Raw genomic sequence first — 25285 nt, forward strand, 5'->3', positions numbered from 1 at the left:
ATGAAAAAAATACTAGTAATTGTTCTTATAGTACTCTATGGATGCAGCGGTAATATAAAACCCAGGCATGATTCAATATACAGTGCCATCAGCAGCGGCGATTATAGGGATGTGGTTGCCTTTGTAACACAGGACAAGAATAATCTACTGCCACAAGACAATAAACCATATCCGGTAATTTATGCACTCAATGTGCGATATTACAATGAGGAGATATGTCTGTATCTCTATGAACAGACCCATGAATATTTGAAAACAGAAAATGAGGAAAACAGAAAACAGGTTGAGTTTTTTATCTTTACCAACAGCCTTGCCAACGTACATTTTAAAATATGCGATAAAGTACTGGACAATGGTTTTAATATACAGATGTTTTTACCTGACAGAAGATTATACAATGATAGATATAATGTTTGGACAATACTCAGTTCAGACTTTTTAACAGAGACAGCCAGGCTAGCTATTCTCAATTACCTCGTATCAAAAAATGCTGACATTCGTGAGATTAACCCTCTAATCCTCAAGATTTCCGCAACAAGTGGATATAGTGAATTAGTACAAAGACTGATAGAAGTAGGAATGGATATTCATGCAATAGATCATGAAGGGAAAAATGCTGCCTTTTATGCGACGGAATATAACAACATAGCAATGCTAGAAACACTCCTTGAGGCCGGTATTGATTGTACTTATACCAGCCCGTATAATTTCTCTTGTATTCATTTTGTAAATAGTAAAGAAGCCATAGCTTTACTAATTCAATATGGAGCTGACCTTAATCAAAAGGGTGGTGAAAACAATATTGGTATTATTGATGTTCTGATAAGACGGTATCTTTCTGCAGTAGAGGTCTTTACGAAAGAAAATCATGTAGATGAAACACAAAATATAGAAACCAAATATTATGATGCATTGTCTTTTGCTCTGCAACAAGGGGCAGATGTCAATTATTATTTTATTGCTTACTTCTCTGATAATGAAATAAAATATAATACCCCCTTATATTACGCTGAGATGAAAAATTGTCCCCAGCGTTTCATTGATTTACTAAAATCTTATGGTGCAGAATCATTATCACAAGATATTCCTGATGAGGAAACGTAATGAAATACAGATATTGCGGCATTACACCGCTTATTTTCCTTTTTATTGGAATAGGTACATTTTTATTCTATATGTACCTGTACATTGTAGAAAAAAGATTGATTCTCACTGGTATTAATTCTGTTGCCCTCTTGTTATTTGCCAGCTTCTTTTCATATAGCTCTTTTATAGAAATATCTGATGATAAAGTTGAATTTTTATTATTTAATAAAGTGGTTAGGGAAATAGATCTGCAAAAAGTCAAAAAAACAGAATTTGAGTATAATAAAATTATATTTTTTACTAATACTGAAACGGTTAAGATTTATTTTAGAAAGTTAAAAGATGAGGATGCTGACAGTATACGAAAACAGCTTAAAATATTATTAAATAGAAACTAACTTTAGGTACAGGTAGGATTTCATCAAACCGTTAGGATTATTTATAGGCATAAAGTATCAACTATCTTTGCCAACAAAGAGAAGGCAGTACCACCCAGGAACCCAAAGTGGGGGTAGCGGAAGACCCGTGAAGCGGGGCTGGAGCGAGGGGGAGCAGCCCGCGAACACCGGAGACACCACAGCGGGATTTGGGGCCCTCAGTATCGGCACCATGGGGTGGCTCAGGGACAACGGAATGAGCGACTTTCGAGGCCGCAAGGCCGACACGTCGTGTCATTTGGACACGCGCCATTCCGCTGTCCCTGAGTCAGGACCCCCGGAACCGGTTACTCAGGGCCCCTGCCCCGCGCTGGTGCTCCCCCTTCATGCACATGCAGCTGCCGGGAACCATCAAGTTCAACCAGAACCCCAAAAAGGAAGGGGAAGTATCAAACTTGACCGCCGCGAAGCTCAAGATCAACGGCAAGGAAGCGGCCACCATCGGAAGCATGGTAACCACCTGTAATGACATGGGAATGCAGAACAACAGTACCGTCATTGCCGTGCCGTGGGAGTAAGCATCCCCATGCCCGCGATTATCAATCCCATTAACATGGATGAATACAAGAAGGAACGGGCCGATCAGAAAACCAGGACCCCGGAGTTCACCACAAAAAACCGCCCGGAAAAAAGATCCGGACGGATTAAATAAAAATTTTCTTCAGTTTACCGTACGAATTCCGCAGCCTGCTGTCCGGCGATCCGTCCGGAGTTATACGCGAAGCCCTGGGTGACCCCGGGAGTTTCATAGTAGGGATACCCGTACATACCCCCCGCGTCCTGGCCGGCCGCATACAGACCTTCAATGGGTGTAAGCTGCTGATCCAAAGCCCGCATGTACTGGTCAACCCGGATTCCGCCCAGGGTACCGAATATTGCCGGTTCCATCCGGACGGCGTAGTACGGCCCCTTGTCCAGGGAAATCAGGAACAGGGGATTCTTGCTGAAGTCATCATCCCGCTTCTGGCTGATCATCCGCTGGTACCGGGCTATTTCGTTTTCGAAAACCCCGTCGGTAAATCCGATCGCAGCCGCAAGGCCGGCAATGGAATCCGCCTTCCAGGCGGCATTGGCGTCCATGCTTCTCTGCATTTCGATATCCATCAGCTCACCGAAGGGATCAAGAGCCCGGGACCGCCAGTTGCTGCTGCGGATCAGATTCTGGGCGGTCTGTTCATTAAAGAAGCCTTTGAAACCTTTATCCTTAACAATGTCGTAGCTGTTCTGGTCAAAGATCACGTAAAAAGATCCCGCCTGGCGGATGGCCGAAGCTCCCTTGGCCAGAGGCTGGGTTATACAGTACTCCTCGTTCATGAAGCGCCGGCCCTGGGTATCCAGCATGAGGAATCCGGTATAATTGAGATACTTAAAGTAAAAATCATTGAAGTTAACGTCCGCGTTGGCAGCGAATTCCGTTACGTGGGGGTAGATTTCATCGCTGAGCTTAGCGCCGGCGGATATAGCCATGGTAAGGCCTTCCCCGCTGGAAGCGGCCAGCCCGCTGAGCCAGTACCGGTCGCTGCCGGTATACTGCCTGAGCATTTCCTTACTGCCCCCGAAACCGCCGGTGGCGATGATCACCGCCTTGGCCCGGGCTTCCACGGTGCGGCCGTCGGTATGCCGGCCACGGACACCCGCGATTTTCCCGTTCTCGACAATCAGTTCCTGGGCCGCGGTCTGGAGAAGCAGGGTATTGCGGGGATTCTTCAGAATATAGTTGTCATACAGGTTCTGGAGCTTGGCGCTGCCTTTTCCCGTATCATGGGTGACACCGTTCGGGCTGAGCCGGAGATTGTACCCATGGTCCTTGAGCCAGTCCGCGGTATTGCCGGAGGTCTCAAGGACGGTTTTTACCACGAGGCTGTTGGCGGTCCATTGGTTGTAATCCATGAACTCCTCGAAAAGCCCCTCCACCGTGACGGTGCTTCCGGCGGCTTTGGCTATGCCGCTTTCCGGACCGATAAAGCCCGTGGTCAGTGCGCTCATGCCGCCGACTTTTCCGGTCTTTTCAAAAATTACAACGCTGACTCCCGCCTCAGTAGCCGCCAGGGCCGCCGCGCTCCCCGCGCCTCCGGCGCCGACAATGATAAGGTCCGCCGAATATTGCCGGTGTTCCGCTGAACGGGGAACCGAACGGTTCAGGGCAACGAGGTCGGCGCCGGCCTTCTCCAGGGCGGCGGCCGCGGCATTGAGAACCCCGCGGCTGGTAAGGGTACAGCCGGTGACACTGTCCACCGCCAGGGACTGGTGTTTCACGATGTCCGCGGGGATCTGGTCCGCCACGGGTTCAATAAATCCCGGAGTATCGTCGCAGCTTACAATTTTCACCGAAAGTATGCGGCTCGCGTCAACGGAAACTTCCACCGTGATCGGCCTGATATTCCGGGGAGAATCGAAGCGGAACCCCTCCACGCTTTTTTCGCCCCATTTACCGTAGGCCTCGCCGGTATACGTACCGGGAGTAAAGGCTAATGCCGCCGGAGCGCTTCTGGAAGCCCGAAGATCCGAGGCGCTTATCCCCGCCGCGGACAGAGCCTCCTCAACGGCGCCCATTATGGCCCTGCTGGTCTTTGTGGCACCGGAGACCGCGTCCACCTGCACCTGCTGGGACCTGACAATAGCCTGCGGAATAAGTTCCAGGGCCTGGTCGGAAATCCCCGGTGTTTCCTGATGTGAAAGAACCCGTACGCCGGTGATCTCACCGCTTTGAAGGTTCACCGATACGGTAACCGGTCCGTTGTGTCCCTCGGCGGTTCCCTCAAAAGAGCCGGTGGCATTACGTACCGAACCCTGACTGCTGCAGCCCGCCAGTATTAACGGGACTATCAGTGCCAGGGAAAGAAAAACATAACGTCCTGATAAATGCTTTTTCATCAAAAATCCCCCTAAGCGTGTTTCTGATTAACAGCCCGAAGGATAAAGGTTAAAGCCGGTGTAAAGTCAATTGTTATTTTTCTTAATAGGAAGAAAATATTCGTAATAAACCGTTCCGATTTCTTTTTCGCCCGTATTGCCGCCGGGATCATTATGCCTGCGGTAGGTTACGAACAGCTGAAAACCCCAGGGATCCCCGTCAAGTACCAGGCTGTTTTCCGCCATATACTCCAGGGCTTTATCAAAGCGGCGGCTGAGGCTGGGACCGGAATTTTCCACCGCGAGAATGGTCCTGATACAGCTTCTGGACGGGATGGTTTTAACCAGGGAAGTGTCGGCGGGGACCGCAAGGGATTCCGCGTCCGCCCTGCGGATGGCGTAGCCGCCCTGGCGGATAAAGCCTTTTTCGGGATCGGTAAGAGACGACCGGGGAACCAGGGAAAAAATTCTGACCAGGGGCATTTTGTCGATCCATTGGGGAAGGATGGTCCGGATCTTTGCGCCGGAAAAAAAACTGTCATCCTCATGGTGGAGCAGATAGAGAAGCTCCGGGCTGGTCTCAATGCGGAAGGTATCCAGCTGCGCGGGGATATTCACAAGGGTATCGGCGTATTCGGCAATAAACGCTTCCACTTTCCGGTCCCAGTCTATTTTCTCAGCCAGGGCCTTCTGTTTTTCCTTAAGTTTGGGGATGAATGAATCCAGGGTATCGTTTTTGAGGGAAAGGTTTATCTCCTGCATGGAAAAATTGAGCGAACGCAGGCGTTTGCAGTTTCCCAGCCGGAAAACAGTAAATTTATCAAAATACCGGTAGCCGTTTTCCTCATCCCGGAGAGGCCGGAACACCCCTTCCCGTTCATAAAAACGCAGCGCTTCGGGGCTCATCCCGAAAAGGCTGGCCGCTTCCTTTATGGTGTACTTCTTTTTCATACAATTCCGCCGTTTCTACACTCTACAAAAAACGCGGAGATTCCGAAAGAATGCCGGAGGAAACGGAAAGCCGGTCAGTCCTTGGGGGCTATTTCCAGGATCAGTTCCACTTCGCCTTTGGAAAGCTTTACCGCCCGGGCTATCTCATCCACGGACCAGCCCTGGTGGGCCAGCTTAACCACGGTTTCCCGGGTCCCGATGGGGGGCGCCCCGCGGTCCTTGGCGGATCCCTTGCGGCCTTCGTTCTTGAAGAGGGTGCCCATGATTTTGACCTGTTCCTGGGCCTGCTTGGATACTTCCTCAAGCCGGGTCTCCGCCCGGGCAAGCCATTCACGGGCGACCTGCATGGATTCGATCCGGGATTCTATATGCTTCAGCAGATCGTCGAGGTCGGAAATCTTATCCGCCGCCGACTGGGCTTTTTCGTTTTCTTTGGCGAGCACGTCCACGGATGCGCGGATACTTTCAAGGTCTGTAAACAGCCGTTCCACCCCGGAACGGGTATCCCTGAGGGCATCCTCGGTTTCCTGCAGTACTTTGAAGTTCCGGTCTATGCCGTCGTTGGTCATATCCAGGATCTGGTTCTTCTTTTCCATCCGCTGGTATTTTTCTTCCGTATCCGCCATGGCGTCGTCGAGCCTGCGGAGCTGCACCTGCATGGCCTGGAGAATGTCGTCGGAGGATGAAACCTGGGTCAGCTTTTCCTCCACCGCCTGGGAGGTCTGGAGGAGCCGGTTGAAGTCCGCTTCCATGAGTTCGATCCGCCGTTTTTCCGAAAGGAACCGGGTCATCTTGGCGTTGACTTCGTCTTCTAGGCGCTTGATTTTTACGAACTGGCCTTCGAGTTCCGCCGCTTCGGAGCGGCGCTGGTCCAGCCGGTTGAGGTCATCCTTGAGGTCCTCGATACGGCGTTCCAGGTCAGCCTTAAGCTCATCAGCCTGATCAAAGAGTTTCGTCTGGGCGATGAATTCCTTGATACGGCGGTCCGCGTCCCTGATGGCGCTGTCCAGGGTCTTCGCCTGTTCTTCGGTCCGGGAGAAGATCTCGTTCCGGTGGGAATCGGCTTCGTCCTGGACTTCCTGGATGGCGGCGCGCACCGACGCGAGGCGGTCGTCGCTTTCGTTGACCAGATCCCGGGCGCGGCGGCGGGCTTCGTCCACCGTGGATTCCGCCTCCCTGAGCTGGGTCACGTAATTGGCCTGCCAGGTTTCTATCTCCATCCGGGAAGCGTCCAGCATACCGGAAATTTCGGTGTTCCGCTGCTCCACCTGGTCGGCGATTTCCTTGACCGCGGCTTCCATTTCCCGCTGGCTCTGCTTGAGATTCTCCGCCATGGACAGTTCGTACCGGCGGATCTCGGATTTGACCGCGTTCTCCGCGCCGGTCCGGGCGTCCTCAAGATCCCGGCTGATCTGTTCCTTAAGCGACAGGAGCGACCGGTCGGTCTGATCCATGATTTCGCGGATACCCTCTTCGAACGCGCCGGTTTCCGCCTTGAGGTGTTCCAGTTCGGCCACGATCCGGTCGCTTTCATCGGAAAGGCGCTGTTTTAATTCTTCATTGAAGGAAAGTTCCAGGTTCCGCCGCTGCGCTATGGATTCCCCGGCGATTTCCGCCAGGCTGGTATCCATAGAGGTCTTCCATTCGGTAAGGCGCTGGTCGATTTCAGTGCTGCGCTTGGTAAGGTCGGCGAAGAAGTCATCCTCAAAGAGCTGGAGCTTTTCGGAAACATTTTCGTAGGCCCGGGTCTTGAGGGCGTTGAGTTCCTGCTCGAGGCCGTCCATATCCGTTTTAAGCCGTCCTACGGAGGCGGCGAATTCCGCGGAAACCCGGTCCCGGGTGGCGGCGGAATCCTGCTCGAAGAGGCCGAAATCCTGGCGGACCCGGCTTTCGGTTTCCTGCATGGACCTGCGCAGTTCGCCGTCCAGCCGGCCAACATCGTCGGACAGGGCTTCGATCATGCGGAACTGCTCCGCCTGGGCGGACCGGTACTCCTCGAGCCGGGAGTCGGCTTCCTCCAGGGCTTTCCGTTCCGCCTCGGCCATATCTTTTTTCCAGGTGTCCTTCTGGTTTTTCGCCAGGGCGTTCAGTTCCTGGACATCTTTCTTCCATTCATCCCGGTATGCCTTCTGCTTGGTCTCGAGTTCGGCATGGTCGGTTTTCCATTCGTCTTTATAGGTTTTGATGAGCCCCTGGACTTCCAGCACCTTGGATTTTGCGCTTTCCTGGTAATCCTTGAGCTTCTCCTCCACCGCGGACTGGAAACGCCGGGACCGTTCCAGGGCCTGTTCCTTGAGCTTACCGAAGGCGGCTTCTTCCATTTTATCCGCCCGGGAGCCCGCCCGTTCCACCGCTTCCTTGAGGGTTTTATTGATTATATCCATATCCCGGGCAAGGCTGGCCGCCCGCTGCTGTTCGATCTTGTCCACCGCCTCCCGGTGGTCTTCCACCTGGCGTTCGATGGTTTCCGCCGATGCCTGCAGATCCGATACGGCGGACCGCACCGCTGCGGTGACCGCCTCGGTGGCCCGTTCCAGGGCTTCGGAATTTTCCCGTTCAAACCGGAGTTCCAGCTCCGAGAGGTCCTTTTCAAGGGATTCGAGCCGGGATTTCGCGTCCCCCACTCGTTTTACCGCGTTCTCCACAAAGGCGGATTCGTCCTTGATCCGGCTGAGATTTTCCTGTACCCGGCCGGTCATGCGCATGAGTTCTTCCAGGGAGGCATCGTAGGAATTGATCCGCTCGTCGATGCGGGCCACCGCCTCGGCTTTTCCGGCGAGTTCATCGTCGGTTACCACCAGACGCTTCATCAGCTCCTTGGCGGATTTCTGCTGGACATCGAGTTCCACCGAATAGTCCCGGACCGCGGCTTCCTTTTCGGCAACGAAAGCCCCTAGTTCTTCCTTGAGCTTTTCGCCGTATTTACGCATCTTTTCCAGGGACCGGTTGTTTTTATCGAGCTGCCGGTAGAGAATGAGGACCAGCGCCACAATTCCCAGGGTCAGCAGGTTTCCCACAGTGAAAAAACTCATTATCTCTAACCTAACACATATGACCGCAATTGGCGATAGTCGGTGAATACAAAATCAGCCTCCCCTGTATTGCGGCGCCTGTTTCCGAACCGGGATGTAACCAGCGCGGTTTTCATTCCCGCGCCCTTTGCTCCAATTATATCATATGAAACGCTGTTTCCAACATACAATATCCGGTCTGGCGGAACCAGGAGCCGTTTGGAAAGCTCCAGGAACGGCGCGGGATCGGGTTTTAAATGATTGGTGATTTCCGAGGAGAATATTGTATCCCAGCAGCCGGCAATCCCCAGGTATTCAGCCTTTCGTTCCGGGGGGAAATCCGACAGCAGGCCCAGTTTGAATCCGCTGTCCCGCAGAGCCTGCAGGGTTTCCTTGACATGGGAAAAGAGCCTGATCCGCTTAAAAAGCGGTTCCCATCCCCGGTAAATGAGCCGTTCGGTCTTTTCCTTCACCACCCCGGGATCTTTTTTAAGGATCTTCGCCATGACTTCCGCCTGGAGATCGTAAAATGAACCTTCGGGGTTCTCCTCCCGGAGGATATCCCGGGCTTTTCCCATGGCAATGAGAAGCCGCAGTTCCCTGAGTACAAAGGGAACCAGCCGTATATAGAACCGGTAATTCGGGTAGAGCGTTCCGTCAAGATCAAAGGTCACCGCAGAAATATCTTTTCTCATTCTACCTTTATACTATACCGGAAACGAACCTGTCCACTTGAGTCCGCGGGGGAGAAAAGCCAGGACGCAAAAAACGCCCGGAGGTGGGTTTCAATGTCCCGGGGCAGGGGCGGATCGAACCGGATTGTAGCCCCCAGGACGGTCCCGCCGGGTTCAATGGTGAATGAAACCGCGGTGCTGAGGCTGTCCGGCTGGCCCGTCAGGAGCCTGTCGGGAATGCGGGTCCGCCGGGTACTCCAGAGCTCCCGGGCGGCGCCGTCCCCGAAATCAAAGGCCCCGAGCACATCCCCGCCGCCGGGGGTCGTTCCCCCCGCATAGGCGGTACCCGAACCGGAACCTGACGGCTGGGCGGAAGAACTCCCGGTTCCGTTTCCGCCGCCGCCCGAGGCGAGGCGGTCCGCTACATCCGAGAGGGACCGGTCAAAGGAATCACTCTGCCCCTGGGCGGGCCCCGAGGGCTGGGCGGTGCTGCGGCCTTCGAGGAGCGCCGACTGGGCAGCGGCGGCGTCATTGGGGGACGGCGCCGGCGGGGTTTCAGAGGCCAGGGCACTTTCGGACAGGGGCGCGAACGGGTCGGCCCCTCCCTGGAACTGGGAAGGAGCGCGGGAACGGGACGGCGATAGCGCGGCCTCCGGGTCGGGCCTGAGGCTCGGCTGCGCCGCCTGTTCCGGCGCGGCGGTACCCGAGCCGGAGGGCGCCGAAGTTTCCGCCGGTGAGGCGGGACGGGGAGCCGCCGACGGGGCGGCGGGAACCGCCGCGGGACCCTGGGTCACGGCGGTGCTGGGAGCCTGGGTAGTGCCGCCCACCGGGGCCGGAGGCGGCGGTATTTCGATGGGCTGGAGTTCGACATACACGGGATTGAGGCTTTCCGGCGGCGGTTCGGGACCGCGGATCCTGATAAGTGAAAATACCAGGAACAGCAGAACCCACAGAATGACCGCCACCAGGATACTCAGTTCCATCCGCCGCCGGTCCTGTTCAACCATGGTCATGCTACTGCTCCAGGGTGTGGAGATTTATGCCCCGGAAGCCGCTCTTCCTGAGAATGTCCAGCACTTCTATGGTAAGTCCGTAGGATACCGAACGGTCCGCTTCCAGGGTAATGGTCTTAATTTCCGCCCGCTCCGCCGCAGAAATTCCGCTCAGGGCGGCCTCAAGATCCTCCAGGCGCATCCGGTCCTTGTTGAGGTACACCTCATCCCGGCTGACCACCACCACCGCAAGCCTGGTCATGGCCGTGGGTTCGGCGGTGGAGGATTCCGGGAGCTGCAGGGTTATGCCCGGAAGTATGGCAAAGGTAGTGGAAACCAGGAAGAACAGGATGAGCTGGAAAACCACGTCGATCATGGGAATCATGTCCACGGAGGTCCTGGCTTCGAGTCTCCGTTTATACTGCACGGGATTCCTCTCCCTTGGGCGGTACCATAAGCAGGATCATATCCCCCACGGAGCTTTCGGTATCGACGATTATCCGGTTCGACCGGGACACGAAGAAATTGTAAAATATGGTTGCCGGGATGGATACGATCAGTCCCGCCGCGGTGGTGATCAGCGCTTCCGCGATGGCCCCCGCCAGAAGCGCGGGGTTTCCCATGGCGCCGGAGGCGGCCAGGACCCCGAAGGCGCGGATATTCCCGGTGACGGTCCCCAAAAGGCCGAGCAGGGTGGAAATATTCGCGATGGTTCCCAGGGCGCTAATGTACCGCTCCAGGCGGGGCATCTCCCGCTGGGACGCGTGGGATACCGCGTCCCGGACGGACTGTTCTCCCCGGTCCGCGAAATCGAGGCCCGCCTTAACCATCTTTGCCAGGGGGGAAGCGGCGTTTTCGCAGAGCACCGCGGCTTCGCTGAACTTGCCCCGCTTGAGCAGATCCGTGAGGGACGGCACCAGGGAATTGTACTCCTTCCGTACGGACCGGAAATACAGCAGACGTTCTATCACAATTACCGTGGCGGCCACCGCGCAGAGAGCGATGAAGATCATCACCGGACCGCCTTTGATTAATACATCCAACATAGGCATACCTCATTCATTTTTTGCTGATACTATCTTCTATAAAGAAAACTGAATCCGTAAACCCGCCTGGAATCCTCTGCCCAGGTACGGTGCCAGAAGGGTCCGTTCATCCCGCTGGAAAGCGGCGGCAATATCCGCCACTTCGGCGATTATGCGCACCCCCCGGGAAATCCGGTAAAATCCGCTGACATCGAAATACGGGAGATCGAATTCCGAAAAATCGAAATCCGCCCCCACCGACAGGGCGGCGCCGAAACGCTCCCGCTGGTCCCGGTATTCCGCCTGGCCGTAAATACGGAAAGGCTGTCCGTACACAGGGAGATCCATCCATTCGGCGCTCCAGCCCAGGGAAAGGAAAACCGGACCGAACCATTTCCGCAGGGAAATATCGGTATTAAAAGACGTATATTCCTCGCTGCCGTAGGTGTACAGCCGCCGGGAAGAAGTCTCCGCCGGCGCCAGGGGAAGGATCCGCCCGCCGCCGGAATAACTCATGGCCCAGCCGGCGTCCAGGTGCAATGTCAGGTCCTGGACCAGGAAAACTTCCAGCGCCAGATCGGTGAACCAGCGGCTGTCGTTGGAAAGTACCGGGCCGACATCCAGGAATGGATTGATCCGCCATTCCTCCGCCAGGGAACGCTGCTCCGACTTGAGTCCCCCGGTGAGGCTGAAGGACAGCCTATCGAGTACTCCCGCCGATACGTGCAAGGAGAAGGGAACCAGCACGGCGATGTCCTGGGAGGAAGCGAATCCCACCGAGGCCCCGAAGGACAGGGCCGGAGAATATTCGAAGTTTCCGTACAGTTTCCCGCCCAGGATATAGGCAAACCGGTCATCGGTCTCGACCCCGTCGGGGTCATTCACCAGACCCATGAAGGAAAAATCCGTTTCCGCTCCGACAGCAAGCCGGTTTCCGGTCCACTCCAGGGCCAGGACAGGAACCGCCGACAGCTCGTGGCTCTGGGTTTCACCCGAAAACAGGGACCGGCTCCGTTCCAGGGAAAGGGACGCGCTGCCGCCGCTGAGGCCGGCCCTGAATCCCAGAGCCCCCAGGGGACGGGCGTAATTCGCTTCCAGGGTAAAATACCGGTGGCCTATTCCGTAAAAATCCGTACTTTTACCCTGAAGGCCGTTGGATTCATCGGAAAAAGATGCCCCCAGGGACCACTGGGAAACACCGCTGTTCCCTCTGATTCTGCCCTGGATGCCGGTTTTCCGGTCCGAATACCCCTCCCCCATTTCATGGAAGCCGAATCCGTCCAGGGATTCATGGGAAAAAATGAGGCTGTACGAGGGGGTCTGCCCCGGCCGGTATATTGAAATGTTTGCGGTCACCCCGCTCCAGAGGGCGCCGCCGATACTGGCCTCACTGAAGGTTTCCCCCAGTTCGGGCCGTACCTGGGTATCGATCATGGCTTCGGTCCGGTAGGCTGTGTCGGGAATGGAGATCTCCCGCGCCGCGGGAAGCGGCGGCGCTTCCGGGATGGGGAGCGGCGGCAGCGGCGGAGGCGGCGCGGCAATATTCTGGTTTTCCACGGCCCGGACTTCCTCACTTACGTCGGGAAGGGACAGTACCGGGACATCCGGAGACACCGCTCCGTCGAGCCCGGGGTTATCCTGGGCCCGGAGCATCCCCCCGGAGAAATTCAGAAAACAAAATACCGCGGCCAGGAACAAAACAGGTTTTCCGGGTTTCCGTATATAGTTCATCAGTTTCCCTCCAGAAGGCGCTGGGCCCTGCCCGTCCAGGGCGACGAAGGGTACAGCTGCCGGAGGGTCGCGGTAATTTCCGCCGCGCTGTCTCTCCTGCCCAGACGGAGCCGAGCCTGGGCGGCCTTGTACAGAGCCTCCGGAGCCAGGTCGGTCCGGATATCCCTGCCCTCGGTGGAACGTTCCCCTGCGGGAGCGTCCGCGGCGGCGGAGGCGGCATTGAGATAGCTTCCCGCGGCCTGTTCCCAGCCGTCCAGAGCCATGTAATAATCGCCCCGGAGGAGATAGGCCTCGGCGGCGGCGCCCGGCGCTTCGCCCCGGAGGGTAATTACCTCATCCGCCAGGGACAGCCCCGATTCCCGCTGGCTGCTTTCGGTTACGTAATACCGGGCCAGTTCAAGGGCCGCGCTCCGGCCCGCGGGGGTACTCACCCCGCCCGCCCGGTTCATGGACACATGGAGTCTGGCGGCCTGCTCCGGGAGTCCGGTCATTATGTACCGCAGGGTTTCAGCCTCGGCGTCGGCTCCCACGGAACGGGCCCGGTCGCCGAATTCCGCCAGGATCGTGGTGTAGGTATTGAACGCGGCCTCCCAGGACTGTTTATCCCAGTAGGCCCGGGCCAGGGCGAGGAGTCCGGGAAACCGGTACTGGCTGCCGGGATACCCCGAAGCAAGCCGTTCCCACAGGAGGATGGCCTGGTCGCCGGAACCCAGGGCCTTCCGGGACAATCCGCCGAAGTACAAAGCTCCGTCCATAAAAGAACCCGCCGGATACTGGTCCCGGTAGGTTTCGAAACGAACGGCGGCATCATTGTACCGCCCCGCGCCGTACATGATCTCTCCCCGGCGGTAGGCCGCTTCTTCCGCCAGGGCATGCTCGGGAAAATTACGGATGAGCGCTTCATAGGCCCGGTCGGCTTCGTTGATCTGCCCGGCCTGGTAATACACCGAGCCTTTCTCAAAGGCCGCCCGGACGGTATAGGATGTCATACTCCGGGAACTGGCCGGGGACTGTACCGCGGCGGCTTTGTCCAGGGCGTTCAAAGCGCCCTGGTAATCACCGAAAAACGGCCGCAGGGTTCCTTCAAGGTAGAACGCCCGGGCCGCCGACTCGGCCTGATTCTGGGAGGGGAGCTGCCCCTGGGCAATGACCGCGGACCTGTTGGCCATGGCGGCGGCGGTCCGGTAGTCCCCGAGATTGGAATAACTCCACGCCGCCAGGTACGCCGCGGTGGATGCTTCTTCATGGGCGGGGTATTCCGCCGCGAATGCGCTGAGGGCCTGGGCGGCCTCGGTAAACCGGGAGGACCGGTACAGGGACCAGGCCCTGATATATTCGGCCCAGGAAGCGGCGAGCCCGCCGCTTTCCGCAGTCTCCAGGGCTTCATCAAGATACATAATACCGTTCCGGTAATCGCCGGTTACGGCGGCGGATACACCCCGCATATAATAAAATGCGAATATATCTTCCCCGGGAAGCGCCGAAACATCTATAAACTGTTCCATCTCTGAAGCGCCGTCCAGAACGCGCCGGTACTGGTTCCGCTCAAAGAGAAGTCCCATGCGGCCGAGGTGGGCTTCCGCTGACTGGCGGTCTCTCTCGATCACCGCGGTGTAGGCTTCCAGGGATTCCACAGCCCGGTTATTACGTTTATACAATTCGGCGCTGAGAAGCTGCGGCGCGCCGTTCCCGGCGGGACCGAGAACCGCCAAAGCCGCCGCCGCGTCATCGTTCCGGTACAGGGCGTACGCCGAATAGGCCAGGGCCAGATCAGCAAGATCCTTTCTGCCGCCGGCGGCAGCCAGGGAATGGGCGTCCCCGAGATCCGCGGCGGCCCGGTCCCACTGTTCCAGCCCCAGGGCGTACCAGCCCTTCCTAAGCAGGAAAAGGGTTTTATCGCCCTGAATAAGTTCCTGGTTATCCGCTAAGATCTGGTATGCTCCGGGGAGATCACCTTCACGGTAGGCAATTTCCGCCAGGTATATCGGGACATCGGGGTTAATCGCGCCGCCGCCCGCAAGGGCCGTTACCCGGAGAAAGTATGACCGGGCCAGATCGTAGCGGCCTTCATGGAAGGCACTGGCACCCACCTGGAGCCAGAAATCCGAAAGCGCTTCGGGATCGGACCGGAGAACATTTTCGGCCCTGATGATGATCGCCGATACGGCGGCTTCGTTGTTCCGGTGCTGTTCCAGATCGAGCATCCGCTGGAGGGCGGCTACAGCGATTTCCCTGCGGGGGGAATTTTCCGCGGACTCCAGGATCTGCAGCGCCCTGGTATTGTTTCCCTGGGCGATGTATCCGTCCGAAGCTTTGAGGGCGAGCTGCTCCCGGGTAAACGCGTCCAGCTGCGCGGTATCGAGCTGTTCCCACAGGGCGGTGAGCCGTTTTGGCATATCCAGCCGGGTGTAAATATCGAAAACAAAAATCAAAGCCGACGGGTCGGTCTCCAGGGGAAGATCCAGATCCCGGAGCTTTTCAAAAAAAGACTCAAAGGCGGCCAGAGCGGTTTCGTATTCTTCCAGGGCCGTGGCTGCTTTGCCTTGGTACAGGAGGGACTGGAGGAAGGTATCCTGGTCCGGAGGATTCTCTGTGAGACCGGTAAACCGGGCCAGGGCGGGACCGTAATCTCCCCGGTCGTATTCAATAACCCCTTTCCAGAAGGGAACATACGGAAGGTATTTCGTTGACCGGTACCGGCTTTCTACCGCGGACAGAGCCGAATACGCCTCCCCGGGCCGTCCGAGGCGGTACAGGGTTACCCCCCGGCGGTACCGGGCGTCGGCGGCGTAGGACGAATTAGGCCAGTTCCGGATAAAATCATCATAAGATTCCAGGGCTAATGTATAATTTCCCGCGAGGAAACGGACCTCAGCGTCAAGAAAGGCTTCCCGGTCAAGATTCTGCGCAGCCAGAAATGCCGCCGGCACAAAGAACAGCAGGAAAAGGGAAACTTTTTTCATAGTATAAAGATATATCTTTTTCTGGACAATTTCAAAGTTTGGGTAACCGGATTATGCGGGGGCACCGCGTCTTTCAATCCGAAAAGCACCCGTGAATACGGCGCTGAGGGACCTGTCGTGACACCCGGCGTTGCCGATACGGCCGGGTATCCGCATGATTATGGAAAAATTAGCCCGGAAGCATAACGCAGGCATGGCAGCGCGGGGTTTAGGAGGGGGCCCTGTTTACGGGTCGAAGGATGATTCCACGGGTACCCGGACAAGGTTGACGAAATTGCCGGGATACCGGTTTTTAAACTTGGTGAAGGAAGTTTCCTCCGCGCTTTCAAAGACCGTTATCCTGAATATACCTTCTTCGGTAAAGTACGGCACCAGGACCGCCACATGGAAATGCTGGCGCATCCGGGGCGCCGGTCCGATTTCATTGTTAACCGAAGCCAGATATATTCTTCCCGGTTCATCAATCGCCAGGGTATACAGAAGGGAATGGAGTCCCTCAACCCCGTATCCGGCATTGTGGAGAAATCCCGGATAGGCCCGGAGCCGGCTCAGTCCCTGTTCTCGCACGGTGACCGTGGCGACATGGGCCGACCGGACTTCGATTTCATCGAGATAGGCGAATGAGGGAGAACGGAGCCGGGAACCCGCGGCGGCGAGATTCCGGGTCCAGTCCAGGCCGAAGAAGGGGTCCCGGAGTTCCTCATAGGGTTCAGTCAGGGATGATCCCCGCTCCCCGTAGGGTTCCTTTAACGGTGCGATGGAAAGCCGTTCCCCCGTGACAGGCCGGAGGATACCATCCACGATCCATTTGGCAAAACCTGAACAGTTGACCCCTTCGGTCCCGTCCTGCGGTTTTAGGGTATGGATAAAAACGTATTGGCCGTTTTCGTCTATGGCGCCGTCGTCCCGGAAGGAAAGCTCCGGAAGCCGTTCCCGGACGTTTGTTGTAAAGGCCGTGATATCCCGGTACAATCCCGGTACGGGATCGAAATACCGCCGGGGAAATTTTCCCTCCGCCGCGGCAAGGGCTTCTTCCACCGGCGCGGAAAGAAGCCGCCGGAAGGGAATCGCCAGGGGAAGAGAACGGACAACATATCCTTCGTACAGGACCACATCCATCTGGCTCCGGTCGTCCCCCAGGGGCCGGAACTGGACATAGGTATAGGGGTCGCTCCGGAGGAAAACCCTGATCCGCAGGGGCGCCCCGTCGGTCATGCTGCGGGTCAGAATCCAGGAACCCTGGATCCAGCCGGGATAGGAGCCGTCCCTGCCCCGGGCGAGGATGACCATGAATTCATCCCGTCCCGCTTCGGAACGGACTTCGATATAATCCCCCCCGGGAAGCCGGTAAAGGGCACTGCCCTTGGCAAGCACCCGGCCGGGGGCGTCGGTGAGCCATGAGTCCATAAGGCCGGCCCGGAGGCCGGAATCATCGGCGATAGTTCGGGTGGGAACATCCTGTGCCGCGGCGGCAAGTATTCCAAAAAAGAGAAAAAAAACTGCCGCCGGGAACCCGCCCCGGATTTTCGGGAAAACCATATTCTCTTCAAATATCGGTACTTTCCGGGGTAATCATTAAAGTTGTTCGGCAGCTTCAGCCTGCCGAAGGCTATCCGCTATAAAACGCCTATTCCGCAGCATTATCCCGGGGTTCACAGATATTCCGCTCCCATCTTAATCATCCGGCCGTTGTCTGTCCCGATATACAGGTTGCCGCCCACCATAAGAGGCCTGACGCTGGAAGCGCCGGGGACCGCGTTGGACTTGAGAATCCTTCCGGTGGCGGGGTCCGCCGTTACCAAAGTACCGCCGGCGCTGCCCCAGTAGAGTCTTCCCTGGGAAAGCAGCGGGGCCGATTCAACACCGGAAACGGGAAGCCCCGCGTCACTGCCGTCGGCGGATACTATCCTGATCAGGGTTTTATCCGAAGCCCAGAGATACAGGCGGGAAGCGTCCAGCTCCGGCTCTATCCGTATACCCTGGGGAATGGTCCGTTCCCACAGGATACGGCCTGAGTCAATATCCACCGCAATGATCAGCCCCGAGCGGTTCGAGGCATAAATTGTCCCATCCATATACCGGGGCGACAGAACATCCGTACCAAGCCTCGAAGGAACCTCAAGCCGGATGGATCCCGCGGCCACATCCATGATGACCACACTGCCCGCTCCGTTGATACCTACCAGTTCCCGTCCGGCCAGGACCAGCGGAGAAACGATACCCCCGGCCACGGGGATTTCCCGGAGCATCTGGGCGTTTTCCTGGCGGCAGATGGCGACCCCCCGGGGAGTCGCCATGGCAACCCCGTCGGGAACCGGAACGGCCTTTGACCGGGGAAGCGCCGCCCAGCTGTCGAAATTCCACTGTCCCCGGGGCGTTCCCGTAGAGCCGTCGAGGATGGTAAGGTCCGTTTCTCCGGTAACCGCCACAGAAGTATCCAGGCCCGTCATGGCCGCCGAATTTTCACCGTAGGTCCACAGAACATTGCCCAGGTCGTCAACGCCGTATACCCGGCCGTCGCTGTCCATGGCAAGCAGGATAGTGCCGACCCGGCTGATGCTGTCCGAAAGGGCGGTATCCGAAATTTTCGCGTCCCAAACAACCGCCGGATAGGGATTCGGCGGCGGTTCCTGTTTTTTCTCCTGCCGCGGATATACCCGGCGCTCCCGGTAGGACGGGAAAAATTCCCCCGGCAGGGCGGCGGGGATTTTTGAAACCTCGCCGCCGGGATCATTCAGGTATCCCATAAGCCCCAGAAGTTCCCCCGCGGCGTCACCGAGGGGAACCGCCTTATACCGCTGGAGGGCTGCTTCAATCAGGGTCCGGGTTTCAAATGTATCCGGAGGAATTCCGCCGGCGTTCGAGGCTTCTCGGAACAGGGTATCGTAGGCAGCGTCCGCCGCCGCCAGAGATTCCCGGTCCGCCGCGATCCGCGCGTTTCCGATGCCGCCGCCGATCCGGAGTTCCTCCCCGGTCCCGGCACCCGGGGCCATGCTGAATGCCCGGTCAAGCACCGCGGCGGAAACAGGATCGCTGTCCCGCTGGGAAAAAAGAGTCTGCAGCCGGCCGCTTCCGGGAAGGAGCGCCACATTCCCCTGGTCAACCGCCAGGGTGGTCATCGCGCCGCGGTCCCGGTCCGCCGGGGCGGCGGCGGCGCCTTCGTACGTAAGGAGGAACCGGGTCCCCCGGACCCGGCTGACGGCATTGGGGGTTCCCACGAGAAATTCATCCCCAAGGGACAGTTTTTCAACCTTTGCCAGGAGCGCCCCCCGGCTGAGGCGGAGTTCCGCTTCCCGTACCGTTTCTTCCTCCCCGGCAATACTCCGGACCACCCCGATTTCGAGTTCCGAGTCCGGAAGAAGCCGGATATTTGCCATGGAAGAAAAGGTTATCTCCAGGGACGCGAGATCTCCGGTGATGACCGTATCTCCGGCAAACAGAGCAGCTCCGTTTTCCAGGGGAATACGCTCATTGGACCGGACCAGTTCCGCGTTTCCCTGAACGAGGCGTACCGTAGTTTCAAGTTCCGAAATTATTGGTACCGGTACGGATTCCTCAGCCGCCGGCGGAGCGGCCTCCCCGGGTTCGTTCCGGAAAAACCGGCTCCGGATAGCATCACAGGAACAAAGCGCGCACACCACAATCACGGCCCCCAGGACCGCGGCAAATTTCATCTTCATACTATATATGATACTACCTGGAACGGAATTCGTCAGCAGCGTCAGGGTACCTGCTTTATACGGGAGAGCACAGAGACTCAAAACCGGAAATTTCCCGTGTTCTACCGATGCCGCGAGTCCTGTCACCCCGGTGATTTTACATAATGCCTTTTTTCTGATATATTTATTGAAGGTAAAAAAATTCCTGCATGGACTGGCAGCCAGACTGCATCCGGTGCAGGTTTAAAGAAGACGCCCCGGAGGGATCCTATGAAACTGTATAGCCGCGGACAGTTGATATTTTTTTCAGTTTTAAGCGCTCTTATTGTGCTGATGTTCGCCGTGGGAATCGGGATTTTTAAATTCCCATCCCAGCGGAGCGGTAATACCGCCGCGGCCGCCGCCGTTCCGCCCGGTACGGTTAGTATCGGTGATCCCTTTGAAGCCCTGGAGCTGCGTCAGTCCTCCTATACTGATCCGAAGCTTATAAAAACCGCGGAACTGAGCGCCTTCACCGAGGACGAACGGGAAAATATTTCGATTTATGAACAGCTCAACGAAGCCGTGGTGAACGTGACCACCGAAACAGTGGCCATCAACTGGTTCCTCGAGCCGGTTCCCCAGCAGGGAGGCTCCGGTTCCGGGTCAATCATCGACACCCGGGGTTACGTACTGACCAACAACCACGTTATCGAAAACGCCTACAAGGTATTCGTCAACCTGGCCGACGGCAGCCAGTTTGAAGGCCAGGTAATCGGTACGGACCCGGAAAATGACCTGGCGGTTCTGAAATTCGAGCCGCCCCGGGGGATGCAGCTTAAAACGGTCCCCTTCGGTGAGTCGGGCGGCCTCCGGGTAGGACAGAAAGTCCTGGCCATCGGCAACCCCTTCGCGCTGGAACGGACTCTTACGGTGGGTATCGTATCCGGGCTTGGCCGTCCTATTCAGACCTCAAACCGCAATATTATCCGGGACATGATCCAGACCGACGCTTCAATCAACCCCGGCAATTCCGGAGGTCCCCTCCTGGATGCCCAGGGCCGCATGATCGGCATCAATACCATGATTTATTCCCCCTCGGGAGGGTCCGTGGGTATCGGATTTGCGGTTCCCGTTAATACCGCAAAACGGGTGGTCGCGGAAATCATTGAATTCGGGAAGGTCCGGCGGGGCTGGATCGACGCTACGGTGGTGCAGATATTCCCCGCTCTGGTACGGTACGCCAACCTTCCGGTTGATTCCGGTCTCCTGGTTTCCCGGACCCGGAGGGGCGGGTTCGCGGAGCGCGCGGGTCTGCGCCAGGGCAGCGAACCGGTACGGTACGGATCCAGCGTTATCTACCTCGGCGGGGATATCATCACCTCCGTGGATGGTATGAAGGTAAACACCCTGGCGGATCTGTACTCCGCCCTGGAGGACAACAAACCAGGGGAAAAAATAGCCGTTGAAGTAAACCGGGGAGGCAGGACCGTAAAACTCGAGGTAGTCCTGGCGGACCGGGAAGAAACAATAAATTAACCCGGTTTAAACAAACAGGGCTGTCCGAAGCGTGTCCGGACAGCCCCCATTTTCAGATTACCCCCAGATCACGGCCGACTTTTTTAAAGGCTTCTATACAGCGGTCCAGCATCTCATCCGTATGGGCCGCGGAAAGCTGAACCCGGATACGGGCGGCGCCCTTGGGAACCACCGGATAACTGAAGGCAATAACGTAAATCCCCTCATCCAGGAGACCTTCCGCCATCCGAACCGCCAGGACTTCATCCTTGAGCATCACCGGGACAATGGGATGCTCCCCGGGGCGGATAGCAAAACCCGCTTCTTCCATGGCTTTCCTGAACCGGGCGGTGTTGTGTCTGAGGGTATTCCGGTGTTCGGGAGCCCCCGAAGCCAGACGTATAGCCTCCCGGGTACCGCCCACAATGGCGGGAGGTATGGTATTGCTGAAAAGATAGGGCCTGGCTTTCTGGCGGAGCCATTGGATCAGTTCCCGCCTCCCCGCCACACAGCCCCCTGAGGCTCCTCCGAGGGCTTTCCCGAAGGTGGTGGTAATGAGATCCACCCGGTCCATAACGTTCCAGTATTCATGGGTACCCCGGCCCCGGTCTCCGATAAACCCCGTGGCGTGGCTGTCATCCACCAGGACCAGGGCGTCGTATTTTTCCGCCAGGGAACATATCTTCGGAAGGTCCGCCATATCGCCGTCCATGGAGAATACGCCGTCGGTGGCAATAAGCCGGTACTTGGCATCCCGGCCGTCGATAAGTTTCTGTTCCAGGTCATCCATATCCATGTGGGCGTAGATGAACCGGTCCGCTTTGCACAGCCGGATTCCGTCAATCACCGAGGCGTGGTTCAGGGAATCCGTATATACCGCGCAGTCCTTGTCCAGGAGCGCCTCAAAAACACCGCCGTTGGCGTCAAAGCAGGATGAAAGGAGAATGGCGTCCTCGGTACCGAGGAATTCCGAAATTTCAGACTCCAGGAGTTTATGGGGTTCCTGGGTCCCGCAGATAAACCGGACCGAAGACAGTCCGTAGCCCCACTTTTCCATTGCCCGGGCGGCGGCATCGGCGAGTTCCTTTCTGCCGGACAGTCCCAGGTAATTATTGGCGCAGAAATTAAGGGCTTCCCGTTCGGGACCGCCGCCGGTTTTCGTTCTGATTTCCGGTCCCTGGGGAGTCGCGAGAACCCGTTCATCCTTGTACAGGCCCTGGGTTTTCAGCGCCGAGAGCTGTTCCGAAAGATCGTTTTTGATTGCGCCGTACATGGTCCCTCCTTAATATATCAAACCAATGCCCACACCGCCGAAGGGTCCCCACTCGGAATCCCTCAGGCACACACCTCCGAGAACGCTGAATACAAATGTGGACGGGGGCGGGAAAAATTTGAATTCCGCCCCGGCACTGAACTGTTCCAGGGATACGGGGCTGTCCCCCGCAAAGGCAAAATCGGTCTTTGCGGAAATTCCCGCGGCGAATATCCGGTGCCGGTATCCAACACCGCCGGAGACAATCCCCCGGGGAATCCCTTCATCGGGGCGTCCTCTTTCTCCGGGCCAGGCCAATCCCGGGCTCAGCACCACCGTAATCGGGACGGGAAAAGTCCAGGACAGGGGTACAAAAACCTCCGGGCCTGAGACAAGTCCGAATGGACTGACCTCACCCTTCCAGGACCATCCGTACGCCGCACCCAGAGCCAGGCCGAAAGGTTCCCCGCCGCCCCCGAAAAAACGCCATTTTACGGATCCCGCAAAGGCGGTCGCCGCGTCCCCCTCAAATTCAGGATCCACATTGAGAGCCGCGGCGATTTCCAGCCGGTCCATAGGACTGAACCGGAAGGCCAGGGCAAAAGGAAGCGAAGTCCAGGCGCCCCGGGAAGGTTCAGGCCGGCCGAAGAGAAGTCCCGCGTCGAACTGGTAAGACCCTTTCGGAAGCTGGTCCGGCACCGGTGAAAACAGGAATCCCGGTTTCCCGGAAAACAGGGACCGGGGATATATCTGTATGGACGAATCGATGGTTACCGCAGCACTGGCGGATCTCTCGGCGGGTTTCGAGCCGTCCCAGGGCAGGGATTCGGTCTCGAGGCGGGCGTAATACACGCCGTCCGGCAGAGGAGTACCACCCCGGCCCCGGCCGTCCCAGATGACCGTCTGGGACCACGTCCTGAAGGGGCCGATATACTGGTAATATACGGTTTCACCCGCGGCGTTGGAAATGACGAGAGTACCCTGGCCGGAGGAGCTGGCTTCGAAGGAAAATTCCGTGGTTCCAAGGTTTCCGGAATTTCCGGGATTAAAACGCTGCCGGGATACGGCAAGGCCGCTTATCCTGAACGCGGCGGGACGGAGCACAAAATCCGCGGTCTCCATGGCTCCCGCGGTGATATAAACGGTCCGGCTTGCATCCTCCCAGCCAAAAGCCCGCACCCGGACCGAACGGAACCCTTCGGGAAGGGTCAGTATGGAACCGGTCATAAGACTGCCGTCGACGTAGACCGCCGGATTAAAAGGGAGGATATTGCTGTCGGGGCTTCCGGCGGCCCGCTGGACCGTGACCCAGAGTCGTCCCGTGGCCCGCTCCAGATCGAGGGAAACACGAACCCGGCCGTTTTCCGGCACCGATATCCTGACCTGGCGGTCGAGGTACCCTTCCCGCTCGAGACGCAGGGAATACCGTCCCGGGGAAAGGTCAGACATGGTCAGAGGTGTAGTCCCGCGGGAAATGCCGTCAATGTAAACCTTGGCCCCGGTGGGATTGCTTTGAATATACAGTCCGGTGCCCGTAACCTCTTCTATGCTGTCCCCGGAAACCGGGCTTGCCGCAAGGAAAAGCAGCAGCCCCAATACGGGAAGAACTCTGCGGAACATACTAAGACTATAAAGCTTTTTCCCATGGTTTGCATATCCGCCCGGACAGCCGCATTATATCTTTTATCCGCCAAGGAAACCGGGGGCTGCCGCTACGAACCGATTCTTCCGTCCTGGGAAAAACTGAAGTAGGAATTCCCCGAAAATATCAGATGATCGAGGAAACGGATGCCCAGGATATCCGCGGCGGCCTGGAGGCGTACGGTTATATCCTCATCTTCCTGTGAAGGCTGAAGATGGCCCGACGGATGGTTATGGGCGACAATCACCGCGCTGGCCCTGTCCAGGATCGGGTCGGAATACACCTCCCGGGGATGAACAATGGTCCTGTTTACCAGGCCGATGGTTACGATACGGACCGCCATAACCTCATGGGCGCCGTTCAGCGAGAGGCACATAAAATGTTCCTGCCGGCGGTTCCCGTAATGGCGGATCACGTTGAAGGCGTCCGTGGGATGGGTGATCCGTATACCCGACGGTCCCCACCGGCGGCGGCCGAATTCCAGCATCGCGGCAATGGTGCAGGCCTTGGATTCTCCCATGCCGGTAATTGCCGCGAGATCCCTGACCGAAGGAATTTCTTTTTCCCGGTCCAAACGGTCCTGCAGTTCCCTGGCCAGGGTAAAGACGTTTTTCCCCTTGATACCGGCGTTGAGGATAACCGCCAGAAGTTCCCGGTCGGACAGGGCACAGGGCCCCTGGTTTAAAAGCCGCTCCCGGGGACGTTCTTCCTCAGGAAGCTCCAGCGGCCCCGGAGTTTCGGCTTTCCGGTATGCCGACGGTACTTCCCCGGCAGCCTGCCGCAGGATAGTATGGTGTTTTTCTTTCATATAAAAAATACGGCGCCGCGCGTAATCCTGCTTCAATGGACTGCCGATACTTCAAGTATGAACCATCGTTTTTCTGTAGTGTTTGTTTTTCTGTGCACAGCGGTTTTATTGGCGTCCTGCGCCGGCAGTCCCGGCGCCCAGGCCCCGGAACGGCCGGAAAAGCCTCCGATCCCCGAAAAAATCCTCGGCAGGGGCCTCGTTCAGCCGGAGGATCTTGCGGGTTTCCTCCTGGAAACAAACCCCGGCGCCGATCCGGCGTTTGTCCGCAGTCTCGCCCGCTATTATGAGGAAGAATCAGCCGCCGAAGGGGTCAGCCACGATGTGGCATTCAGCCAGATGTGTCTGGAGACGGGATTCCTCCGTTTCGGCGGGCTGGTGACACCGGACATGAACAATTTCTGCGGCCTCGGTTCCATAGGTCCGGGCCAGCCTGGGGAGCGTTTTCCCACACCCCGGATAGGCGTACGGGCCCATATTCAGCATTTAAAAGCCTACGCCACGGATCAGCCGTTAAACCAGGAGCTGGTCGATCCCCGCTACCGCTGGGTTAAGTACGGCTCCGCCCCCACGATCTACGATTTGGCGGGACGCTGGGCAACGGACAAGGAATATGGAAGGAAAATAGCGGCCATACTGGACAGGCTCTACACATACGCCTTTGAGGGATAAGCGCACCGGTTAATCTAACCGATGCAAAAAAACGT

20 protein-coding genes are annotated in these 25285 nt (G+C 57.3%); 6 read left to right on the plus strand and 14 right to left on the minus strand.

The features are described from left to right. The 4 genes from JFL75_RS08890 to JFL75_RS20880 all read left to right on the plus strand — a co-directional run bounded on the left by JFL75_RS08890 (position 1) and on the right by JFL75_RS20880 (position 2175). Complete coding sequence (locus tag JFL75_RS08890) at positions 1 to 1104, plus strand: ankyrin repeat domain-containing protein (RefSeq protein ID WP_215626328.1); 1104 nt, start codon at positions 1 to 3, stop codon at positions 1102 to 1104. Next, entirely contained in the window at positions 1104 to 1484 is a 381-nt protein-coding gene (locus JFL75_RS08895) for a hypothetical protein (protein WP_215626329.1), read from the plus strand. Before JFL75_RS08890 ends, JFL75_RS08895 begins: the two co-directional genes overlap by 1 nt. A gap of 365 nt (positions 1485 to 1849) precedes the next feature. Continuing rightward, a complete protein-coding gene (locus tag JFL75_RS08900) occupies positions 1850 to 2041 on the plus strand; it encodes a PAAR domain-containing protein (RefSeq protein ID WP_215626330.1) in 192 nt (63 codons plus the stop codon). 8 nt (positions 2042 to 2049) lie between these two features. Continuing rightward, a complete protein-coding gene (locus JFL75_RS20880; RefSeq protein ID WP_285291976.1) occupies positions 2050 to 2175 on the plus strand; it encodes a hypothetical protein in 126 nt (41 codons plus the stop codon). A gap of 14 nt (positions 2176 to 2189) precedes the next feature. Here JFL75_RS20880 and JFL75_RS08905 read toward each other — a convergent pair whose 3' ends face one another. The 11 genes from JFL75_RS08905 to JFL75_RS08955 all read right to left on the minus strand — a co-directional run bounded on the left by JFL75_RS08905 (position 2190) and on the right by JFL75_RS08955 (position 19403). Further along, a complete protein-coding gene (locus JFL75_RS08905; RefSeq protein ID WP_215626331.1) occupies positions 2190 to 4397 on the minus strand; it encodes an FAD-dependent oxidoreductase in 2208 nt (735 codons plus the stop codon). 66 nt (positions 4398 to 4463) lie between these two features. Next, positions 4464 to 5327 carry a helix-turn-helix domain-containing protein gene (locus tag JFL75_RS08910; RefSeq protein WP_215626332.1) on the minus strand — a complete coding sequence of 288 codons (864 nt, stop codon included), beginning with the start codon at positions 5325 to 5327 and terminating at the stop codon, positions 4464 to 4466. Between the two features lie 74 nt (positions 5328 to 5401). Next, positions 5402 to 8359 carry a SpiroCoCo family coiled-coil protein gene (locus JFL75_RS08915; protein ID WP_215626333.1) on the minus strand — a complete coding sequence of 986 codons (2958 nt, stop codon included), beginning with the start codon at positions 8357 to 8359 and terminating at the stop codon, positions 5402 to 5404. 5 nt (positions 8360 to 8364) lie between these two features. Next, complete coding sequence (locus JFL75_RS08920) at positions 8365 to 9033, minus strand: HAD family hydrolase (protein ID WP_215626334.1); 669 nt, start codon at positions 9031 to 9033, stop codon at positions 8365 to 8367. Continuing rightward, positions 9030 to 10025 (minus strand): hypothetical protein, encoded by a 996-nt coding sequence (locus JFL75_RS08925; protein ID WP_215626335.1) that lies wholly within the window; start codon positions 10023 to 10025, stop codon positions 9030 to 9032. Before JFL75_RS08925 ends, JFL75_RS08920 begins: the two co-directional genes overlap by 4 nt. 1 nt (position 10026) lies before the next feature. Further along, positions 10027 to 10431, minus strand: coding sequence for an ExbD/TolR family protein (locus JFL75_RS08930; RefSeq protein ID WP_215626336.1), 405 nt, complete (start codon positions 10429 to 10431; stop codon positions 10027 to 10029). Then, the gene (locus JFL75_RS08935) at positions 10421 to 11050 is read right to left on the minus strand and encodes a MotA/TolQ/ExbB proton channel family protein (RefSeq protein WP_215626337.1); all 630 of its coding nucleotides are present in this window, start codon (positions 11048 to 11050) and stop codon (positions 10421 to 10423) included. Before JFL75_RS08935 ends, JFL75_RS08930 begins: the two co-directional genes overlap by 11 nt. Before the next feature lie 36 nt (positions 11051 to 11086). Then, a complete protein-coding gene (locus JFL75_RS08940) occupies positions 11087 to 12760 on the minus strand; it encodes a hypothetical protein (protein WP_215626338.1) in 1674 nt (557 codons plus the stop codon). Continuing rightward, positions 12760 to 15723: a tetratricopeptide repeat protein gene (locus JFL75_RS08945; protein WP_215626339.1), complete on the minus strand. Its 2964-nt coding sequence runs from the start codon at positions 15721 to 15723 to the stop codon at positions 12760 to 12762. The genes JFL75_RS08940 and JFL75_RS08945 overlap by 1 nt, the downstream gene beginning before the upstream one ends. A 225-nt stretch (positions 15724 to 15948) precedes the next feature. Further along, positions 15949 to 17262 (minus strand): DUF8515 domain-containing protein, encoded by a 1314-nt coding sequence (locus JFL75_RS08950; protein ID WP_215626340.1) that lies wholly within the window; start codon positions 17260 to 17262, stop codon positions 15949 to 15951. A gap of 113 nt (positions 17263 to 17375) precedes the next feature. Continuing rightward, the gene (locus tag JFL75_RS08955) at positions 17376 to 19403 is read right to left on the minus strand and encodes an outer membrane protein assembly factor BamB family protein (protein ID WP_215626341.1); all 2028 of its coding nucleotides are present in this window, start codon (positions 19401 to 19403) and stop codon (positions 17376 to 17378) included. A 249-nt stretch (positions 19404 to 19652) separates the two neighbouring features. Between JFL75_RS08955 and JFL75_RS08960 the strand changes: the two genes are divergently transcribed. Then, entirely contained in the window at positions 19653 to 20900 is a 1248-nt protein-coding gene (locus tag JFL75_RS08960) for a S1C family serine protease (RefSeq protein WP_215626342.1), read from the plus strand. Between the two features lie 52 nt (positions 20901 to 20952). Here JFL75_RS08960 and JFL75_RS08965 read toward each other — a convergent pair whose 3' ends face one another. The 3 genes from JFL75_RS08965 to radC form a co-directional block, all read right to left on the minus strand. Continuing rightward, the gene (locus JFL75_RS08965; RefSeq protein ID WP_215626343.1) at positions 20953 to 22152 is read right to left on the minus strand and encodes a glycine C-acetyltransferase; all 1200 of its coding nucleotides are present in this window, start codon (positions 22150 to 22152) and stop codon (positions 20953 to 20955) included. A gap of 9 nt (positions 22153 to 22161) precedes the next feature. Next, entirely contained in the window at positions 22162 to 23751 is a 1590-nt protein-coding gene (locus tag JFL75_RS08970) for a PEGA domain-containing protein (protein WP_215626344.1), read from the minus strand. A 92-nt stretch (positions 23752 to 23843) separates the two neighbouring features. Next, entirely contained in the window at positions 23844 to 24581 is a 738-nt protein-coding gene (radC, locus tag JFL75_RS08975; RefSeq protein WP_215626345.1) for a RadC family protein, read from the minus strand. Positions 24582 to 24638: 57 nt separating this feature from the next. Here radC and JFL75_RS08980 point away from each other — a divergent pair, with 57 nt between their 5' ends. Next, positions 24639 to 25250, plus strand: coding sequence for a glucosaminidase domain-containing protein (locus JFL75_RS08980; protein ID WP_215626346.1), 612 nt, complete (start codon positions 24639 to 24641; stop codon positions 25248 to 25250). Positions 25251 to 25285: the final 35 nt, after the last annotated feature.

The organism is Breznakiella homolactica (genome assembly GCF_016616095.2).
GTDB lineage: Bacteria > Spirochaetota > Spirochaetia > Treponematales > Breznakiellaceae > Breznakiella > Breznakiella homolactica.

Excerpts from the sequence above, each read along its gene's own strand:
- JFL75_RS08890 (WP_215626328.1), top strand. The coding sequence starts at position 1 with ATGAAAAAAATACTAGTAATTGTTCTTATAGTACTCTATGGATGCAGC.
- JFL75_RS08895 (WP_215626329.1), top strand. The coding sequence starts at position 1,104 with ATGAAATACAGATATTGCGGCATTACACCGCTTATTTTCCTTTTTATT.
- JFL75_RS08900 (WP_215626330.1), top strand. The coding sequence starts at position 1,850 with ATGCACATGCAGCTGCCGGGAACCATCAAGTTCAACCAGAACCCCAAA.
- JFL75_RS20880 (WP_285291976.1), top strand. The coding sequence starts at position 2,050 with ATGCCCGCGATTATCAATCCCATTAACATGGATGAATACAAGAAGGAA.
- JFL75_RS08905 (WP_215626331.1), bottom strand. The coding sequence starts at position 4,397 with ATGAAAAAGCATTTATCAGGACGTTATGTTTTTCTTTCCCTGGCACTG.
- JFL75_RS08910 (WP_215626332.1), bottom strand. The coding sequence starts at position 5,327 with ATGAAAAAGAAGTACACCATAAAGGAAGCGGCCAGCCTTTTCGGGATG.
- JFL75_RS08915 (WP_215626333.1), bottom strand. The coding sequence starts at position 8,359 with ATGAGTTTTTTCACTGTGGGAAACCTGCTGACCCTGGGAATTGTGGCG.
- JFL75_RS08920 (WP_215626334.1), bottom strand. The coding sequence starts at position 9,033 with ATGAGAAAAGATATTTCTGCGGTGACCTTTGATCTTGACGGAACGCTC.
- JFL75_RS08925 (WP_215626335.1), bottom strand. The coding sequence starts at position 10,025 with ATGACCATGGTTGAACAGGACCGGCGGCGGATGGAACTGAGTATCCTG.
- JFL75_RS08935 (WP_215626337.1), bottom strand. The coding sequence starts at position 11,050 with ATGTTGGATGTATTAATCAAAGGCGGTCCGGTGATGATCTTCATCGCT.
- JFL75_RS08940 (WP_215626338.1), bottom strand. The coding sequence starts at position 12,760 with ATGAACTATATACGGAAACCCGGAAAACCTGTTTTGTTCCTGGCCGCG.
- JFL75_RS08945 (WP_215626339.1), bottom strand. The coding sequence starts at position 15,723 with ATGAAAAAAGTTTCCCTTTTCCTGCTGTTCTTTGTGCCGGCGGCATTT.
- JFL75_RS08950 (WP_215626340.1), bottom strand. The coding sequence starts at position 17,262 with ATGGTTTTCCCGAAAATCCGGGGCGGGTTCCCGGCGGCAGTTTTTTTT.
- JFL75_RS08955 (WP_215626341.1), bottom strand. The coding sequence starts at position 19,403 with ATGAAGATGAAATTTGCCGCGGTCCTGGGGGCCGTGATTGTGGTGTGC.
- JFL75_RS08960 (WP_215626342.1), top strand. The coding sequence starts at position 19,653 with ATGAAACTGTATAGCCGCGGACAGTTGATATTTTTTTCAGTTTTAAGC.
- JFL75_RS08965 (WP_215626343.1), bottom strand. The coding sequence starts at position 22,152 with ATGTACGGCGCAATCAAAAACGATCTTTCGGAACAGCTCTCGGCGCTG.
- JFL75_RS08970 (WP_215626344.1), bottom strand. The coding sequence starts at position 23,751 with ATGTTCCGCAGAGTTCTTCCCGTATTGGGGCTGCTGCTTTTCCTTGCG.
- radC (WP_215626345.1), bottom strand. The coding sequence starts at position 24,581 with ATGAAAGAAAAACACCATACTATCCTGCGGCAGGCTGCCGGGGAAGTA.
- JFL75_RS08980 (WP_215626346.1), top strand. The coding sequence starts at position 24,639 with ATGAACCATCGTTTTTCTGTAGTGTTTGTTTTTCTGTGCACAGCGGTT.